At 69.4% G+C, this 15870-nt stretch carries 11 protein-coding genes and 1 other RNA gene; 11 read left to right on the top strand and 1 reads right to left on the bottom strand.

All coding sequences use genetic code 11. From position 1 onward, the window contains the following. On the top strand, nt 1-3314 hold a 3314-nt coding region (locus tag ACYP5B_RS36105; RefSeq protein WP_459572832.1), incomplete at its 5' end, for a UvrD-helicase domain-containing protein. Between the two features lie 211 nt (nt 3315-3525). On the opposite strand, the gene ffs is transcribed toward ACYP5B_RS36105, so the two are convergent. Continuing rightward, nucleotides 3526-3624, bottom strand: an RNA gene (gene ffs, locus ACYP5B_RS36100) — signal recognition particle sRNA small type. Nucleotides 3625-3727: 103 nt separating this feature from the next. Between ffs and ACYP5B_RS36095 the strand changes: the two genes are divergently transcribed. The 10 genes from ACYP5B_RS36095 to ACYP5B_RS36050 all read left to right on the top strand — a co-directional run bounded on the left by ACYP5B_RS36095 (nt 3728) and on the right by ACYP5B_RS36050 (nt 15813). After that, the gene (locus tag ACYP5B_RS36095) at nt 3728-6238 is read left to right on the top strand and encodes an adenosylcobalamin-dependent ribonucleoside-diphosphate reductase (protein WP_459572831.1); all 2511 of its coding nucleotides are present in this window, start codon (nt 3728-3730) and stop codon (nt 6236-6238) included. Between the two features lie 82 nt (nt 6239-6320). After that, on the top strand, nt 6321-8675 hold the full coding sequence (locus tag ACYP5B_RS36090; protein ID WP_459572830.1) for a DNA polymerase III subunit gamma/tau: 2355 nt from the start codon (nt 6321-6323) through the stop codon (nt 8673-8675). An 82-nt stretch (nt 8676-8757) separates the two neighbouring features. Further along, on the top strand, nt 8758-9090 hold the full coding sequence (locus tag ACYP5B_RS36085; RefSeq protein ID WP_006157727.1) for a YbaB/EbfC family nucleoid-associated protein: 333 nt from the start codon (nt 8758-8760) through the stop codon (nt 9088-9090). Between the two features lie 18 nt (nt 9091-9108). Continuing rightward, nucleotides 9109-9426, top strand: a complete 318-nt coding sequence (locus ACYP5B_RS36080; RefSeq protein WP_267603649.1) for an antibiotic biosynthesis monooxygenase family protein — start codon at nt 9109-9111, stop codon at nt 9424-9426. After that, complete coding sequence (gene recR / locus ACYP5B_RS36075; protein WP_150993105.1) at nt 9423-10037, top strand: recombination mediator RecR; 615 nt, start codon at nt 9423-9425, stop codon at nt 10035-10037. The genes ACYP5B_RS36080 and recR overlap by 4 nt, the downstream gene beginning before the upstream one ends. Before the next feature lie 52 nt (nt 10038-10089). After that, nucleotides 10090-10995: a LysR family transcriptional regulator gene (locus ACYP5B_RS36070; RefSeq protein ID WP_043347514.1), complete on the top strand. Its 906-nt coding sequence runs from the start codon at nt 10090-10092 to the stop codon at nt 10993-10995. 233 nt (nt 10996-11228) lie between these two features. Next, complete coding sequence (locus tag ACYP5B_RS36065; RefSeq protein WP_459572829.1) at nt 11229-12425, top strand: CaiB/BaiF CoA transferase family protein; 1197 nt, start codon at nt 11229-11231, stop codon at nt 12423-12425. Next, the gene (locus tag ACYP5B_RS36060) at nt 12422-13390 is read left to right on the top strand and encodes a hydroxymethylglutaryl-CoA lyase (protein ID WP_267603644.1); all 969 of its coding nucleotides are present in this window, start codon (nt 12422-12424) and stop codon (nt 13388-13390) included. The genes ACYP5B_RS36065 and ACYP5B_RS36060 overlap by 4 nt, the downstream gene beginning before the upstream one ends. A gap of 110 nt (nt 13391-13500) precedes the next feature. Next, nucleotides 13501-14535 carry a Bug family tripartite tricarboxylate transporter substrate binding protein gene (locus ACYP5B_RS36055; RefSeq protein ID WP_459572827.1) on the top strand — a complete coding sequence of 345 codons (1035 nt, stop codon included), beginning with the start codon at nt 13501-13503 and terminating at the stop codon, nt 14533-14535. A gap of 231 nt (nt 14536-14766) precedes the next feature. Next, the gene (locus tag ACYP5B_RS36050; protein WP_267603641.1) at nt 14767-15813 is read left to right on the top strand and encodes an ABC transporter substrate-binding protein; all 1047 of its coding nucleotides are present in this window, start codon (nt 14767-14769) and stop codon (nt 15811-15813) included. Nucleotides 15814-15870 lie beyond the last annotated feature (57 nt).

The raw sequence follows: 15870 nt of genomic DNA, 5'->3' as shown, positions 1-15870 counted from the left end.
TCTCGCCTGATGCCGCGCGCGCCGCGCTGCCGCGCGCGCGCGGCCTGCACGCGCAGGTGCTGGCCGCGCCCGGGCGCATGGCCATCGACACCTTCCACGGCTGGTTCGGCACGCTGCTGCGCGGCGCGCCGCTGGCGTCGGGCATCGTGCCGGGCGCCACGCTGCGCGAAGACGCGCTGCGCATGAAGCGCGAGGCATGGGCGCCGTTCTGGCAGGCCCTGGCCACGCCGCCATATGCCAACCTGCGCGTGGCCTTCGAGCGGCTGGTGGACGCCATCGGCGAATTCCAGGCGCGGGCCTTGCTGGACGCCATGTTCCATGCGCGCAGCGAATGGTTTGCCTTGCGCGAAAGCGCCGATCCCGCCGAGGCGCTCGCCGCGGACCTGGGCGAGGATGCCCAGATCGACGTGTTGCTGGAAGTGCTGGCCGATGACAGCTGGCTCGACGCCTGCCAGGGCATGGCGTCGCAACTGGGCCGGGGCGGCAAGACCGAGCAGGCCCACGCCACGCGCCTGGCCGATGCGATCCTGGCGATCCGCGCCTGGCGCGAGGCGGGCGCCGAAGGGGGCGAGCCCGCCGAGCGCACTTTCGCGATCTTGCGCGACGCGTTTTTCACCGCCGCCGGCAAGCCGCGCTCCTTGCGCGCCACCACGGCGCTGACCAAGGCGCTCGGCGGCGAGGCCATGGTCGATGCGTTCCTCGCGGAGCACGGCGAGATGTGCGCCGCGTTGGAGCAAGTCGCGCAGCGCCGCTGCGAGGCCGCGGTGCTGGCCGTCAACCTGGCGCTGTACGAACTGGGCGACGCGCTGCTGACGCGCTACCAGCATCACAAGTCCGAGCAGCGTGCGATGGACTTTGCCGACCTCGAATGGCTGGCCGCGCGGCTGATGCGCGACGAAGAGACCGCGACCTACCTGCAGGTCCGGCTCGATGCGCGCTACCGCCACCTGTTGCTCGACGAGTTCCAGGACACCAACCCGCTGCAATGGCGCATCCTGCAGGGCTGGCTGGCTGGTTACGCGGGCCTGGGCGAGCGGCCCACAGTGTTCCTCGTGGGTGACCCGAAGCAATCGATTTATCGCTTCCGCCGCGCCGATGCGCGCCTGTTCCAGACCGCCAGCGAGATGCTGCTGGCGGGCTTCGGCGCCACCGTGCTGCGGACCAATCGTACCCGCCGCAACCGCCCGGAAGTGCTCGACTGGGTCAACGCGGTGTTCGACACCGCGCGCGCGGACGGGCGCTATCCGCTGTTCGAGACGCAGACGACCGCGCTGGACGAGCCGGGCGGCCCGGTGTGGCTGCTGCCGCTGGTCGAGCCCGAGGCGGAGCCGGCCGGAACGCAGGCCCCGCAAGGGGAGGCTGAGCAAGCCGAGGCCGCGCAGGACGCCGCCACGCACCGCGATACGCTGACGCAGCCGCGCCAGCACGAGGGCGATTCGCTAAGGCTTGAAGAAGGCCGGCGCGTGGCCGCCTGGTTAAAGCACATCCGCGCCACGGTGCCCGTTGCCGACAGCGGGGGCCCGCGGCCCGCGCGCTGGAGCGATGTGCACTTGCTGGTGCGCCGCAAGACCCATCTGGCGGAATACGAACGCGCCTTCCGCGAGGCCGGCATTCCCTGCCTGAGCCCGCGCCGCGGCGGTTTGCTGGCCACGCTGGAAGCGCTCGACCTGTCGGCGCTGCTGGCGTTCCTGATGACGCCGGAGTCTGACCTGGACCTGGCCCATGTGCTCAAGAGCCCGCTGGTGGGCGCGACCGACGAGGACCTGATCGCCATCGCGCAGATGACCCAGGCGCGCGAGCCGCGGCCCGGCTGGTGGGCCTGCCTGCGGGAGCAGGGGCTGCCGGAGTTCGGCAGCCCGGCACTGCGCGATGGCGTGGCGCGTCTGCGCCACTGGCTGGAAGTGGCGCCGCATCGCCCGGTGCATGACCTGATCGACCACATCTACCATGGCGGCGAAGTGCGCCGGCGCTATGCCGAGGCCGCGCCCGCCGAAATCCGCGACCAGGTGCTGGCCAACCTGGATGCCTTCCTGAAACTCTCGCTCGATCTCGACGGCGGGCGCTATCCGAGCCTGCCGAAGTTCATCGACGAGTTGCAGGAAATCCGGCGTGGCGAAGAAGGCGAAAGCCCGGACGAAGGCGGCATGGCCGACAGTGCGCAAGACGCGGAAGGCGACACCGACGCCGCCGACAATGCGCAGGACGCGGTCCACATCCTCACCGTGCACGCGGCCAAGGGGCTGGAGGCCCCGTTCGTCGTGCTGCTGGACGCGAACCACAGCGATGCCGCCGCGGACCGGGGCGGCATCCTGATCGACTGGCCGCCTTCGTCCGCGGTGCCGGTGCATTTCTCCGCCTACGGCAAGCGCAGCACGCGCGGGCTGGCTCGCGCGCCGTTGTTCGAGGCCGAGGCCGCCTTGGCCGAGCGCGAGAACTGGAACCTGCTCTATGTGGCGATGACGCGCGCGCGCCAGGGCTTGCTGGTGAGCGGCGTCAAGGGGCGCGCATCGCGCGGCGCCGACAGCGCCGAGGGCAACCGCGAGATCGCCGGCAGCTGGTATGCGCGGCTGCTGGCGGCCGGGGTCGGCGTGGAAGTCGAGCCGTTCCCCGCGGCCACCGCGCAGGATGTGGCGGATGCCGCCGCCAGCAATGACGCGCGCGTGCGCTTTACCGATTTTCGCCAGCGTTACCGCGAAGCGGCCGAGAGCCTGGCGCCGGTGCTGGCGTGGGAAGACGAGGAAGCGGAGCAGGGCGCTGCCCGGGGCGAGGATGGCGACCACACGATCGTGTTCGATGCCGACGCGGCGCGCCATGGCGAGTTGTTGCACGCGCTGCTGGAACGTGTGACGCGCTATCCGGAGGCGTTCGAGGGGATGCCCACGCCCGAGGTGGTGATGCGCTGGTTCCCGCTGGCGGGCGCCGGCACGGCGCAGGCGCGCACGCTGTGGCGGGACCAGGCGCATGCCGCGGTCGAAGGCGCCCGGTTGATGCTGGACGCGCCGGCATTGCGGCCGTTGCTGTTCCCGCAAGCCGCGCTCAGCGCGCGCAACGAGGTCGAGCTTTACGATGCGCGCGGCCGCCTGCTGCGGATCGACCGCCTGGTGGAGTTTGCCGATCGGGTGGTGATCATCGATTACAAGCTGCGCCTGCTGCCGCAGGAGCACGCGGCCTACGCGCAGCAGCTCGCGGGCTACGTGGCGGCCGTCAGGCCCATGTTCCCTGGGCGGCGGGTCGAGGCCGGCGTGGCCACGGCCGACGGAGAGTGGATTGCGGCGGATGCGCTGCACACGTCGCGCCAGGGCACGCTGTTCTAGGCGGGGGCTGGATCAAGGAGAACGGGAGGGCGTTGCGTGGATACCGATTCTGCGATGCCTTGCCGAACGTTGTGGCGGGCGGATGGTCGGTGCCGTCAATATGCCATCAACGTGCCATCAACGGCTTGATGCACTGACTTGAAGAAAGCGCGATGATGCGAAGGGGGGGTGCTGCGGGATAGCTGTGGAAACCAGCTAGGGAAGATGTTAGGGGGACGAGCCCGACCCTCGGCACTGGCGGAAAACGGCTGTGGCTGCTTCGTTCCCGACCTGACCAGGTTGACCGCGCCACCATGCGAGGAGGCCCGTCCGGTCGGCATTGTAACCCAGAGCGGGCGGGTCCGGCGGATTTCCGCGAAATTGATTGCGTAAATTGATTGAGTCATGCAACCCAGACACCTGCGAGATCCACGATGAATGCCAAAGACCAGATGCTCCGCGCCACGCTGCCGCCCCAGGACATCTCCACGGAGGTCCTGCTGGAGAAGTACGCCAAGGGTGAGGAAGCGACTGCCGCCGATGTGCGCCAGCGGGTGGCGCGCGCGCTGGCCGAGGCGGAGCCCGAGGCGCAGCGTGAGCAATGGGCCGAGCGTTTCCTGTGGGCGCAGGAGCAGGGCTTCGTGCCGGCCGGGCGCATCAACTCGGCGGCGGGAACACGCATCGAGGCCACGCTGATCAACTGCTTCGTGCAGCCGGTGGGCGACTCCGTGTCCGAAGCGCGTGACGGCAAGCCGAGCATCTACACCGCGGTGGCGCAGGCTGCGGAGACCATGCGGCGCGGCGGCGGCGTGGGCTATGACTTCTCCGCGATCCGCCCAGCCGGCGCGCTGGTGCGGGGCACGCACTCGCGCGCCTCGGGGCCGGTGTCGTTCATGAGGGTGTTCGATGCGTCCTGCGCCACGGTGGAGTCCGCCGGTTCGCGCCGTGGGGCGCAGATGGGGGTGCTGCGCTGCGACCACCCGGATATCGAGACCTTCATCCACGCCAAGGACCAGGGCGACCTGACCAACTTCAATCTCTCGATCGGCGTGGGCGACGACTTCATGCGCGCGGTCGAGGCCGATGGCGAGGTCGAACTGGTGCACGAGGCCGAGCCCGCGGCGCAAACCATCGCCGATGGCGCCTACCGGCGCGACGACGGGCAGTGGGTCCATCGCCGCGTGCCGGCGCGCCAGTTGTGGGACCAGGTGATGCAGGCCACCTACGACCATGCGGAGCCCGGCATCCTGTTCCTGTCGCACATCAACGACGACAACAATCTCTATTACTGCGAGCGCATCGAGGCCACCAATCCCTGCGCGGAGCAGCCGCTGCCGGCCTATGGCTGCTGCGACCTCGGCTCGATCGACCTGACCCGCTTCGTGCGCCAGCCCTTCGGCACGGACAGCCGCTTTGATTTCGAGGCCTTCGCCGAGGTGGTGCGGCTGGCGGTGCGCATGCTCGACAACGTGCTCGACGTCACCTACTGGCCGTTGCCGGAGCAGCAGGCCGAGGCACACGCCAAGCGGCGCATCGGCCTGGGCTTCCTCGGGCTGGGCAGCGCGCTGGTGATGCTGGGCATCCGCTACGACAGCGAGGCGGGGCGCGCGCTGGCCGCGCGCATCGCGCAGACCCTGCGCGATACCGCCTACCTGGCATCGGCCGGGCTGGCACGGGAGAAGGGCGCCTTCCCCCTCTTCAACGCCGAGGCGTACCTGGCCAGCGGCTTCGCGCGGCGCCTGCCGCCGGCGGTGCGCGAAGCCATCGGCCGCGACGGCATCCGCAACTCGCACCTGCTGTCGATCGCCCCGACCGGCACCATCACGCTGGCGTTTGCCGACAACGCCTCCAACGGCATCGAACCCGCCTTCTCGTGGACCTACAACCGCAAGAAACGCATGGCGGACGACAACTACAAGGTGTTCGAGGTGGCGGATCATGCCTGGCGCCTTTATCGCCACCTCGGCGGCGATATGGCGCAGTTGCCCGACAGCTTTGTCACGGCGCTGCAGATGTCGGCGCTGGATCATATGAAGATGCTCGAGGCGGTCCAGCCCTATATCGACACCAGCATCAGCAAGACGGTGAACGTGCCGGAGGACTACCCGTACGAGGCCTTCCGCAACCTTTACCTGGAAGCCTGGCGCGCGGGGCTCAAGGGGCTCGCCACGTACCGCCCCAACAGCGTGCTGGGCGCAGTGCTGTCGGTGACGCCGCCCCCGGCGGGCGCCCCTGATGCACTTGCCGCGCCCGCTGTGACGGACGATCCGCTGCGCAAGCCATTCGGGAGCCGTCCGGTGGGCGACCTCGAAGGGGTGACTTCCAAGGTCGAGTACATGACCTATGAGGGGCACAAGACGGTCTACCTGACGGTCAACTTCATGCGCGTGGCCGGTCTGCTCGACGGCAAGCCCGTGGCCGTGGAGCGCCCGGTGGAGTTCTTCATGCCGGCCGGGCAGCGCAACGACGGCCAGCAGTGGATCACCTCTACCATGCGGCTGCTGTCGATGGTGGCGCGTTCCGGCGGCTCGATCGCCAAGGCATTGGCCGATATGCGCAATGTTGTATGGGACAAGGGCACGGTGCGCTATGGCACGCTGGCGCGCCAGGACGGCACCGAGGTGCCGCGCTTCCATGATTCCGAGGTGGCGGCGATCGGCTACGCCCTGCAACGCATCCTGATCAAGCGAGGGTTCCTCGACGCGGAAGGCGCCCAGGTGCCGGTGGCGGCGCTTGCGGCCCGTCTGGCCGGGCTGGAAGGGCCCGGCGGGGGCGGCGTCGATGGCGGGGGCGCGGCCCAGGCCGCACGCTCCGGCGGCTTGCCGGCCGCCGGGCTGGGGCTGGGCTCGGGCAAGCCTTGCCCGGAGTGCGGCGCCCATGCCCTGCACAAGGTAGATGGCTGCGCCAAGTGCGCCAACTGCGGTTATGTCGGGGAATGTGGCTAGGGGCTTGGGGCGTAGGGCAACGCACCCGGGACGCATGTGAATCCCGCCTGAAGGACGGCCGCCTTTTGCTACAATCGCCGCCATGAGTTATCAAGTGCTAGCGCGCAAATGGCGCCCCCGGGATTTCACCACGCTGGTCGGCCAGGAGCACGTGGTCCGCGCGCTCACGCACGCGCTGGAACAACAGCGGCTGCACCATGCCTACCTGTTCACCGGCACGCGGGGCGTCGGCAAGACCACGCTGTCCCGGATCCTCGCCAAGGCGCTGAACTGCATCGGGCCGGACGGCACGGGCGATATCACCGCGCAGCCTTGCGGGGTGTGCAAGGCCTGCACCGAGATCGATAGCGGGCGCTTCGTCGACTATATCGAGATGGACGCAGCCTCCAACCGTGGCGTCGACGAAATGGCGTCCCTGCTGGACAAGGCGGTGTACGCACCCACGGCGGGGCGCTTCAAGGTCTACATGATCGACGAAGTGCACATGCTGACCAACCACGCCTTCAACGCCATGCTGAAGACGCTGGAAGAGCCGCCCGCGCACGTCAAGTTCATCCTGGCGACCACCGACCCGCAGAAGATCCCGGTCACGGTGCTGTCGCGCTGCCTGCAGTTCAACCTCAAGCAGATGCCGCCGGGCCATATCGTCAGCCACCTCGACCACGTGCTGGGCGAGGAGGGCATCGTGCGCGAGCCCAACGCGCTGCGCCTGCTGGCCCAGGCCGCCCACGGCTCGATGCGCGACGCGCTGTCGCTGACCGACCAGGCCATCGCCTATAGCGCCGGCCAGGTGTCCGAGGCCGCCGTGCGCGGCATGTTGGGCGCGATCGATCAAAGCTACCTGGTGCAACTGCTGGATGCGCTGGCCGCCGAAGACGGTGGCGCCATGCTGGCGGTGGCGGACGGCATGGCCGATCGCAGCCTGTCGTTTGCCGGCGCCTTGCAGGACCTGGCCTCGCTGCTGCACAAGATCGCGCTGGCGCAGGCGGTGCCTGCCTCGGTCCAGGAAGAATGGCCGGAAGCCGCGGAAGTGCGCCGCTTCGCCGCCGCCTTCGATGCGCAGGAAGTGCAGCTGTTCTACCAGATCGCCAACCTTGGCCGCAGCGAGCTGGCGCTGGCGCCCGACGAATACGCGGGCTTCACCATGACGCTTTTGCGCATGCTGGCGTTCCGCCCGTCGGCCAGCCCCACGCCCACGGTGGCGCAGGGGGGTGGCCAACCGGCGCCGCGCGCGCGCGGTGCCGCCACGCCGGCGGGCCGGGTTGCGGCCGATGCGGCCGCGGCTAGCGCCGCCGTGGCGCCTGCTGCGCCTGCCATGCGTCCGGCCGCGCCAGTTGCGCCTACCGATCCCGCACCAGTCCAGGCACAAGAACCGGCGCCGGCTTTGCGGCCTGCGGCGCCCGTGAGGATGCCGAGCCCGGCTCCGGCTGCTGCCGCGCCGGCAGCCGCTCCCGCTCCCGCAGCCGGTGCGCTGATGTCGCCGGCGCGTGCTGCGCTGGCCGCGGCGCGCCTGGCCTCTGCCGCGCGTGCGGGCGGCAGCCCGCGCACGCCGCCGCCCGCTGCCGCCCCTGCTGCGGCGGCGCCGGCTGCGCGCCAGCCCTCGGCCCAGCCCTTGCGCCCGCCGGGTCCGCCTGCAGCGGTGTCGAGGCCGGCTGCCCCGATGCCTGCCGCCGCGGCGCCGGCCTCGGTGCGCCGGGAGCCTGTGCCCCCGCGGCAGGCCGCCACGGATGCGCGCGATGCCCGCGATGCCCGCGATGCCCGCGATGCCCGCGATGCCCGCGATAGCGGCCCGGGCGATGACGTTCCGCCTTGGGAACACGCAGGCAGCAGCGACGTGCCGCCCTGGGAAGACCTCCCGCCCGATCTGCCCGTGATCGGGCCGTACGACAGCGATCCCGAGACGATGCCCTCGCGCCAGGCCGCGCCCCGGCGCGAACCCGCACCGCGAGTTGCGCCGCCGGCTCCCGCTGCCGTGCAAGCCGCCCCGGCCGAGCCGGTGGCCCCGGTACGGCTCACGCCGCCGAAGCCGCCGGTGGCCGGCGAAGATGGCACGCCGCCGGTGTTCACCGGTGCCTGGCCGGCACTGGCTGCCAGCCTGCCGCTCAAGGGCCTCGCGCAGCAGCTGGCCTACCAGAGCGAGCTCGTCCAGGTCGTTGGCCGTACCTTCCACCTGCGCGCGCCGGTGGCGCCCATTACCGAGGCAGGCGTTGTCGAGCGCCTGCAGCAGACGCTGGCCGAGCATCTCGGCACCGAAGTGCGGGTGCAGTGCGAGATAGGCGCGGTGGCCGATACCGCCGCCGCGGCCGATGCCCAGGCCCGCGCCGAGCGCCAGCGCGAAGCCGAGGCCACCATCGAAGGGGATCCCTTCGTGCAGGGCTTGCTGCGCGAGTTTGGCGGCACGATCCTTGAGGGATCGATCCAGCCGCGCGCTGCCTGACCTCTTATTTTTGCCGGGCCGCCGGCGCCCATGACGCGCGGCGGCCCGTAACTTCTATCCAATCGCTAATCAGGAGCACTCCATGATGAAGGGCCAACTGGCCGGGCTGATGAAGCAAGCCCAGCAGATGCAGGAAAACATGAAGAAGATGCAGGAGCAGCTTGCCCTGATCGAGGTCGAGGGCCAGTCCGGCGCCGGCCTGGTCAAGGTGGTGATGACCTGCAAGAACGACGTCAAGCGCGTCTCCATCGACCCCAGCCTGCTCGCCGAAGGCGAAGACAAGGAACTGCTGGAAGACCTGGTTGCCGCCGCGTTCAACGACGCCGTGCGCAAGGCCGAGGCTACCTCGCAGGAAAAGATGGGCTCGATGACCTCCGGCCTGCCGTTGCCCCCAGGCTTCAAGCTGCCGTTCTGAGCCTGACACGGAGCCCGCATGATTCTCGAATCCGCAGTGCTGCCGGTGCGCCCCGGCCAGGAAGCCGCCTTTGAAGCGGCCTTCGGGCAGGCGCGCCATATCATCGCGGGCATGCCGGGCTTCCTTGGGCTTGAGCTGCATCGCGGCATCGAGCAGCCGTCGGCGTACCTGCTGACGGTGCGCTGGCGCACGCTGGAAGCCCACACCGAGGGTTTTCGCGGCTCGCCCGAGTACCAGCAGTGGAAAGCCTTGCTGCATCATTTCTACGAGCCGTTTCCCACCGTGCTGCATCACGTGCCGGTGGTGAGCATGGCTGCGCCCGGGGAGCCGGCATGAAGGGTGCTCCCCCGACCTCGCTGCAGGCGCTGATCGAGGCGCTGCGGGTCTTGCCCGGCGTGGGGCCGAAGTCGGCCCAGCGCATGGCTTACCACCTGCTGCAGCACGACCGCGAAGGCGCCCGCAAGCTGGGCGACGCCTTGCGCGGCGCGGCCGATGGCATCAAGCATTGCTCGCGCTGCAATACCTTCACCGAGCAGGAGATCTGCTCGACCTGCCTGGATGAGCGGCGCGACGCCTCGCTGCTGTGCGTGGTGGAGACGCCGTCCGACCAGATCATGATCGAGCAGACGCTGACCTATCGCGGCCAGTATTTCGTGCTGATGGGCCGGCTCTCGCCCCTCGACGGCATCGGCCCGCGCGAGATCCACCTGGACCGGCTGCTGGCGCGCGCCACCGATCCCGCCATGGGCGGGCCGGTGACGGAGGTGATCGTCGCCACCAATTTCACCAGCGAAGGCGAGGCCACGGCGCACTACGTCGGCGAGATGCTCAAGGCGCGCGGCCTCAAGGTGTCGCGCCTGGCGCGCGGCGTGCCGGTGGGCGGCGAGCTCGAATACGTCGATGCCGGCACCATTGCCCGCGCGGTGATGGACCGGCGCGCGGTGTAGCCGTGCCCGATCGTATCGCCATGCATGGGTCCGTGCGCCGGGTCACGATCGCATGAATCTCGCCCGTTTCGACCTTGTCACGCTTGGCTTGTTCGTGGCCGTGGCCCGCCAGGGCAGCATTTCCGCCGGCGCGCGCCAGTCGCACCTGGCGGTGGCGGCGGCCAGCAAGCGTATTTCCGACCTGGAGGCCGCCGTTGGCGCGCCGCTGTTCTTCCGCCACGCGGCCGGGGTGCAGCTGACCGAGGCCGGGCAGGCGTGCTTTCACCATGCGCTGACCATCCTGCAGGACGTGGAACGCATGGCCGGCGTGATGTCGGACTACGCCAGCGGCGTGCGCGGCCAGGTGCGCGTGTGCGCCAACACCTCGGCCATCACGCAGTTCCTGCCCGACGACCTGGCGACCTTCATGGCGCTGCATCCCACCATCCGCATCGAGCTCGAGGAGCAGAACAGCAGCGAGATCGTGGCCGCGCTGGTGGAGAACCGCGCGGATGTGGGCATCTTTGCCGACCGCACGCCCAGCGCGGGCCTGGTCACGGTGGAGTACCGGCAGGACGAACTGGTGCTGGTCACGCCGCCGGGCCATCCGCTGTCCGAGCGCGGGCCCGTGCGCTATGCGGACACGCTGGAATACGACTTCGTCAGCCTGCCGCAGGTCACCTCGCTGGCGGCCCGCCTGCTGGAGGAAAGCAGCCGGCTCGACCGGCCTTTCCGCCTGCGCATCCAGGTGCGCAGCTTCGACGCCATGTGCCGCATGGTGATGGCGGGGCTGGGCGTGGGCGTGTTGCCGCGCATCGCGGCCGAGCCCCATGTGCAGTCGATGGGTCTGTCGCTGGTGGGGCTGCAGGATGCCTGGGCGCGCCGCACGCTGCTGATCGGCATGCGCGATCCCGCCGGCCTGACGGTGTCGGCGCGGCTGCTCATCACCCACCTTTGCGGTGATCGCGCGCCCTTCTGACGCCCCGGCCCTTCTGAAGCCCCGGCGCTGATTCGCGCGGTTCTCGTGGCTGGTCCGGGGCTTTCGCGTTCCGAGAAGGCCCGCTTCTCCGAATGCCGATTCCGCCAGCCGCCCGGCTGGGGCACACTGCGTCGAAACAAGGCGTGCTGCCAGCCGCACTGGCCGCACTGGCCGCGGCGCATCCTTTTGGCACACGCACGCTGTAATCCACACCGCACGGAGACACCCCCACCATGGCGCGACAGATCCTCGAAGGCATTCGGGTACTCGAACTCGGGCAACTGATTGCCGGCCCCTTCGCCGCCAAGACCCTCGCCGATTTTGGCGCCCACGTGGTCAAGGTGGAGCCGCCCGGACAGGGCGACCCGCTGCGCAAATGGCGCATGCTTTACGAGGACACCTCCGTCTGGTGGGAAGCGCAATCGCGCAACAAGCAGTCTATCTGCATCGACCTGCGCAATCCGCAAGGGCAGGCCGTGGTGCGCAAGCTGGCCGCCGAGGCCGACGTGCTGATCGAGAACTTCCGTCCCGGCACCATGGAGAAATGGGGCCTGGGCTATGAAGCGCTGCGCGCGGAAAACCCCGGCCTGATCATGGTGCGCGTGTCCGGCTACGGCCAGACCGGTCCGAAGAAGGACGAGCCGGGCTTTGCCGCGGTGGCCGAGGCCATGGGCGGCCTGCGCTACCTGACCGGCGAGCCGGGCCGTGCCCCGGTGCGCGCCGGCCTGTCGCTGGGCGACACCATTGCCGGCCTGCATGGAGCGCTCGGCGTGCTGCTGGCGTTGTACGAGCGCGATGCGCGCGGCGGCGAAGGGCAGGTGATCGACGTGGCGCTGTACGAGTCGCTGTTCAACCTGAGCGAAAGCCTGCTGCCCGAATACTCGGCCTTTGGCGCCGTGCGCCAGCCGGCTGGCGGCGCCTTGCCCGGCATCGCGCCATCCAACGCTTATCCCTGCGCCAGCGGCGAGTACGTGCTGGTGGCCGCCAACGGCGACGCCATCTTCAAGCGCCTGATGCATGCCATCGGCCGCGCCGACCTGGGTGACGATCCGGCGCTCGCGCGCAACGACGGCCGCGTCAAGCGCGTCGACGAGATCGATGCGGCCATCACCGCGTGGACGCGCACGCAAAGCGTGGAAGATGCGCTGGCGGTGCTCAAGCAGGCCGAAGTGCCGTCCGGGCGCATCTACACGGTCAAGGACATCTCGGAGGACCCGCACTACCGTGCGCGCGGCGTGATCGAAAGCGTGACCGCAGCCAGCGGCCTGACGGTCGAAGTGCCTGGCATCATGCCCAAGCTCTCGGGCAGCCCGGGCGCCATCCATGACCGCGCGCCCACGCTGGGCGAGCATACCGACAGCGTGCTGGAGGCGGCCGGCTTCGACGCCGCCACCATTGCCGACATGCGCGCACGCGGGGTGGTGGCATGAGCGCGCCATCCATGCCGCGCGGCCCGGCCCGCATCGAGATCAACGAAGTCGCGCCACGCGACGGCTTGCAGATCGAGCCGGCCGTGGTCCCGACCGACGCCAAGGTGGCCTTCCTGGACGCCTTGTCCGCCTGCGGCTTTGCCCGCATCGAAGCCACGTCCTTTACCTCGGCCAAGGCCATCCCCGCATTGGCCGATGCCGAAGCGGTGATGCACCGCATGCAGCGCGGCGCGGGCGTGCGCTACACCGCGCTGGTGCCGAACCTGCGCGGCCTGGAGCGCGCGCTGTCGTGCCGGCCCGATGAGCTCAACCTGGTGATGTCGGCCAGCGAGACGCACAACCGCGCCAACCTGCGCATGACGCGCGCCCAGTCGCAGGCCCAGCTGCTGGCGATGATCGAGGCGGCCAACGCGGCCGGCGTGCCGGTCAATGTGTCGCTGTCCACCGTGTTCGGCTGCCCCTTCGAGGGCGAGGTCGACGCCGATGCCGTGATGGCGCTGGCCGAGTCCTTCGCCCATGCTGGCGCGGCGGGCATCACGTTGTGCGACACCACCGGCATGGCGTATCCCACGCAGGTGGCCGCGCTGTGCGCGCGCTTCGGGCAAAGCCTGCCGCAGGCGGGCCTCACCATTCACCTGCACAACACCCGCGGCATGGGCCTGGCCAACGCGCTGGCCGCATGGCAAACGGGCGTGACCCGTTTCGATGCCGCCGCCGGCGGCCTGGGCGGTTGCCCCTTTGCGCCCGGCGCAAGCGGTAACGTCAGCACCGAGGAACTGGTGCATATGTTCGACGCCATGGGCGTGGACACCGGGGTGGACCTGGCGCGCCTGCTCGATGTGGTGGCCGGTTTGCCGGCGCTGGTCCAGCGCGACACCGCCAGCCAGTTGCTGCGTGCCGGCACGCGCTTGCGCACGCATCAGCCGCCGGCCTGGCTGGCCGAGCATTTCGCCGGGCAGGGCTGACGCCCGCTGCGCGGCAAGAATCCCGAAGGACGGGTGCGCACCGCACGGCGAGGGCCGGCGGGCGCTGAACAAAAAACCAAGATCAACAAGCACCAAGCAGGAGACACTCCATGCCTCGCAATCCGGCATCTGCCGCCGCACGTCCCCAATCTTCCACGTCCGTCTCGCCTGCGCGCCGCAAGACGCTCGCCGTCGTGGCGCTGGCCGCCGCCGGCCTGGCCGGCACGGCCGCCTGGGCGCAGGACGGCGCCTACCCAACGCGCCCGGTCACGCTGGTGGTGTCCGCCGCAGCCGGCGGCACGACTGACCTGGCCGCGCGCATGATCTCCGAGCCCCTGTCCAAGGCCCTCGGCCAGCCGGTGGTGGTGGACAACCGTCCGGGCGGCTCGGGCGGCATCGCCGCGCAGACGGTGGCGCGCGCCAAGCCGGACGGCTACACGCTGATGGTGCAGTACTCGGGCTACCAGGTCATCTCGCCGCTGCTGATGAAGAACGCGTGGGACCCGGTGAAGGACTTCGCGCCGGTCGCCAACATCCTGTCGGCGCCGCAGGTGCTAGTGGTGCGGCCGAGCCTGCCGGTGAAGACGCTCAAGGAACTGGTGGCCTATGCTAAGGCCAACCCCAACAAGCTCAACTACGCGTCGTCGGGCAACGGCTCGCTGCAGCACGTCTCCACTGAGTTGCTGAACCAGATGGCCGGCATCCAGATCACCCATGTCCCATACAAAGGCACCGGCCCGGCCATGACCGACCTGCTGGGTGGCTCGGTGGATCTCACCATCACCACGCCGCCGCCGCTGATGGGGCATATCGCGGGCGGCAAGCTGCGCCCGCTGGTGGTCACCAGCAAGCAGCGCCTGCCCAGCCTGAAGGACGTGCCCTCCGCGCCGGAAGCGGGCTACCCCGATCTGGATGTGTCGTCCTGGTTCGCCATGTACGCGCCGGCCGGCACGCCCAAGCCGATCATCGACAAGCTCGCCGGCGAGATCGACCGCATCATGCAGACAGAGGCCTTCCGCAAGAAGGCGGAGGAGCTCGGCGCCGAGGCGAAGTTCATGGGCCCGGCGCAGCTCGCCGCCTATCAGCGCAACGAGCTGGCGCGCTGGGCCAAGGTCATCAAGGCGGCCGATATCCACGCGGAATGATGCGTGCCCCCGGTGCCGGCAGTAAGCCGGCCGAAAGGCGCAACCTGTATCTTCGATGCTCGCTCACCGGTGCATGCCGGTGCAGCATAGGTGTTGATCCCGATGCGGCCTGGCGCGGCATCGGCTAGCATCGCAACTTGCCGCTACGCGGCACCACGAAAAGACGTGGCACACGATGGCATGCATCAGCGCGAGAGCGGCAGTCGACGGGTAATCAGGTAGGAGAGAGAAATGTATAACAAGAAATTCTGGAAGCAGGCGCTGCTCGCGCTGGCGCTGTTCCTGGCGGGCTGGTTCACCTTTGGCGGCTACGCCCAGGCACAGGGCAAGCCCGAGAAGACCAAGATCACCATCGCCGTGGGCGGCAAGAACCTGTTCTACTACCTGCCGCTGACCATTGCCGAGCGCCTCGGCTACTTCAAGGATGAAGGCCTCGACGTCGAGATCGTCGACTTCGCCGGCGGCGCCAAGGCACTGCAGGCCGTGGTGGGCGGCAGTGCCGACGTGGTCTCCGGCGCCTACGAGCACACCATCAACCTGCAATCCAAGGGCCAGCAGTACCAGGAATTCGTGCTGCAGGGCCGCGCCCCGCAGATCGTGCTGGTGGTCTCCAACAAGACCATGCCCAACTTCAAGTCGGTGGCCGACCTGAAGGGCAAGAAGATCGGCGTGACCGCGCCGGGCTCCTCCACCAACATGATGGCCAACTTCGTGCTGGCAAAAGCCGGCCTGAAGGCATCGGACGTGTCCTTCATCGGTGTCGGCGCCAGCGCCGGCGCGGTGGCGGCCATGCGCTCCGGCCAGATCGACGCGATGGCCAACCTCGATCCGGTGGTGTCGATGCTGACCCAGAAGAATGAAGTGCGCATCGCCTCGGACACCCGCACGCTGAAGGACACCCAGGCTGTCTTTGGCGGCAATATGCCGTCGGGTTGCCTGTACGCGTCCACCGCCTTTATCCAGCAGAACCCGAACACCACGCAGGCGCTCACCAACGCCATGGTGCGCGCGCTCAAGTGGCTGCAAAAGGCTGGCCCGTCGGACATCGTCAAGACCGTGCCGGAAAGCTACCTGCTGGGCGACCGCGCGCTGTACCTGTCCGCCTGGGAAAAGGTCAAGGAAGCCATCTCGCCGGACGGCAGCATGCCGGCTGACGGCCCCAAGACCGCGCTCAACACGCTGCAACAGTTCGACCCGGACCTGAAGGGCAAGACCATCAAGCTGGAGAATACCTTCACCAACACCTTCGTGCAGAAGGCGAACGCCAAGTACAAGTAAGGCATCGCCTGCGCCCAGGGTGCCGGCGGCCCGCTGCGTGCAGCGGGCCTTTGCATT

Source organism: Cupriavidus sp. 8B (assembly GCF_054589115.1).
This window is presented reverse-complemented; position numbering and strand designations above follow the sequence as displayed.

What these genes read in the sequence shown, in the direction of transcription:
- ACYP5B_RS36065 (WP_459572829.1), top strand. Translation starts at nt 11,229, where the DNA reads ATGGCGCGACAGATCCTCGAAGGCATTCGGGTACTCGAACTCGGGCAA.
- ACYP5B_RS36085 (WP_006157727.1), top strand. Translation starts at nt 8,758, where the DNA reads ATGATGAAGGGCCAACTGGCCGGGCTGATGAAGCAAGCCCAGCAGATG.
- ACYP5B_RS36070 (WP_043347514.1), top strand. Translation starts at nt 10,090, where the DNA reads ATGAATCTCGCCCGTTTCGACCTTGTCACGCTTGGCTTGTTCGTGGCC.
- ACYP5B_RS36060 (WP_267603644.1), top strand. Translation starts at nt 12,422, where the DNA reads ATGAGCGCGCCATCCATGCCGCGCGGCCCGGCCCGCATCGAGATCAAC.
- ACYP5B_RS36095 (WP_459572831.1), top strand. Translation starts at nt 3,728, where the DNA reads ATGAATGCCAAAGACCAGATGCTCCGCGCCACGCTGCCGCCCCAGGAC.
- ACYP5B_RS36090 (WP_459572830.1), top strand. Translation starts at nt 6,321, where the DNA reads ATGAGTTATCAAGTGCTAGCGCGCAAATGGCGCCCCCGGGATTTCACC.
- ACYP5B_RS36050 (WP_267603641.1), top strand. Translation starts at nt 14,767, where the DNA reads ATGTATAACAAGAAATTCTGGAAGCAGGCGCTGCTCGCGCTGGCGCTG.
- ACYP5B_RS36080 (WP_267603649.1), top strand. Translation starts at nt 9,109, where the DNA reads ATGATTCTCGAATCCGCAGTGCTGCCGGTGCGCCCCGGCCAGGAAGCC.
- ACYP5B_RS36055 (WP_459572827.1), top strand. Translation starts at nt 13,501, where the DNA reads ATGCCTCGCAATCCGGCATCTGCCGCCGCACGTCCCCAATCTTCCACG.
- recR (WP_150993105.1), top strand. Translation starts at nt 9,423, where the DNA reads ATGAAGGGTGCTCCCCCGACCTCGCTGCAGGCGCTGATCGAGGCGCTG.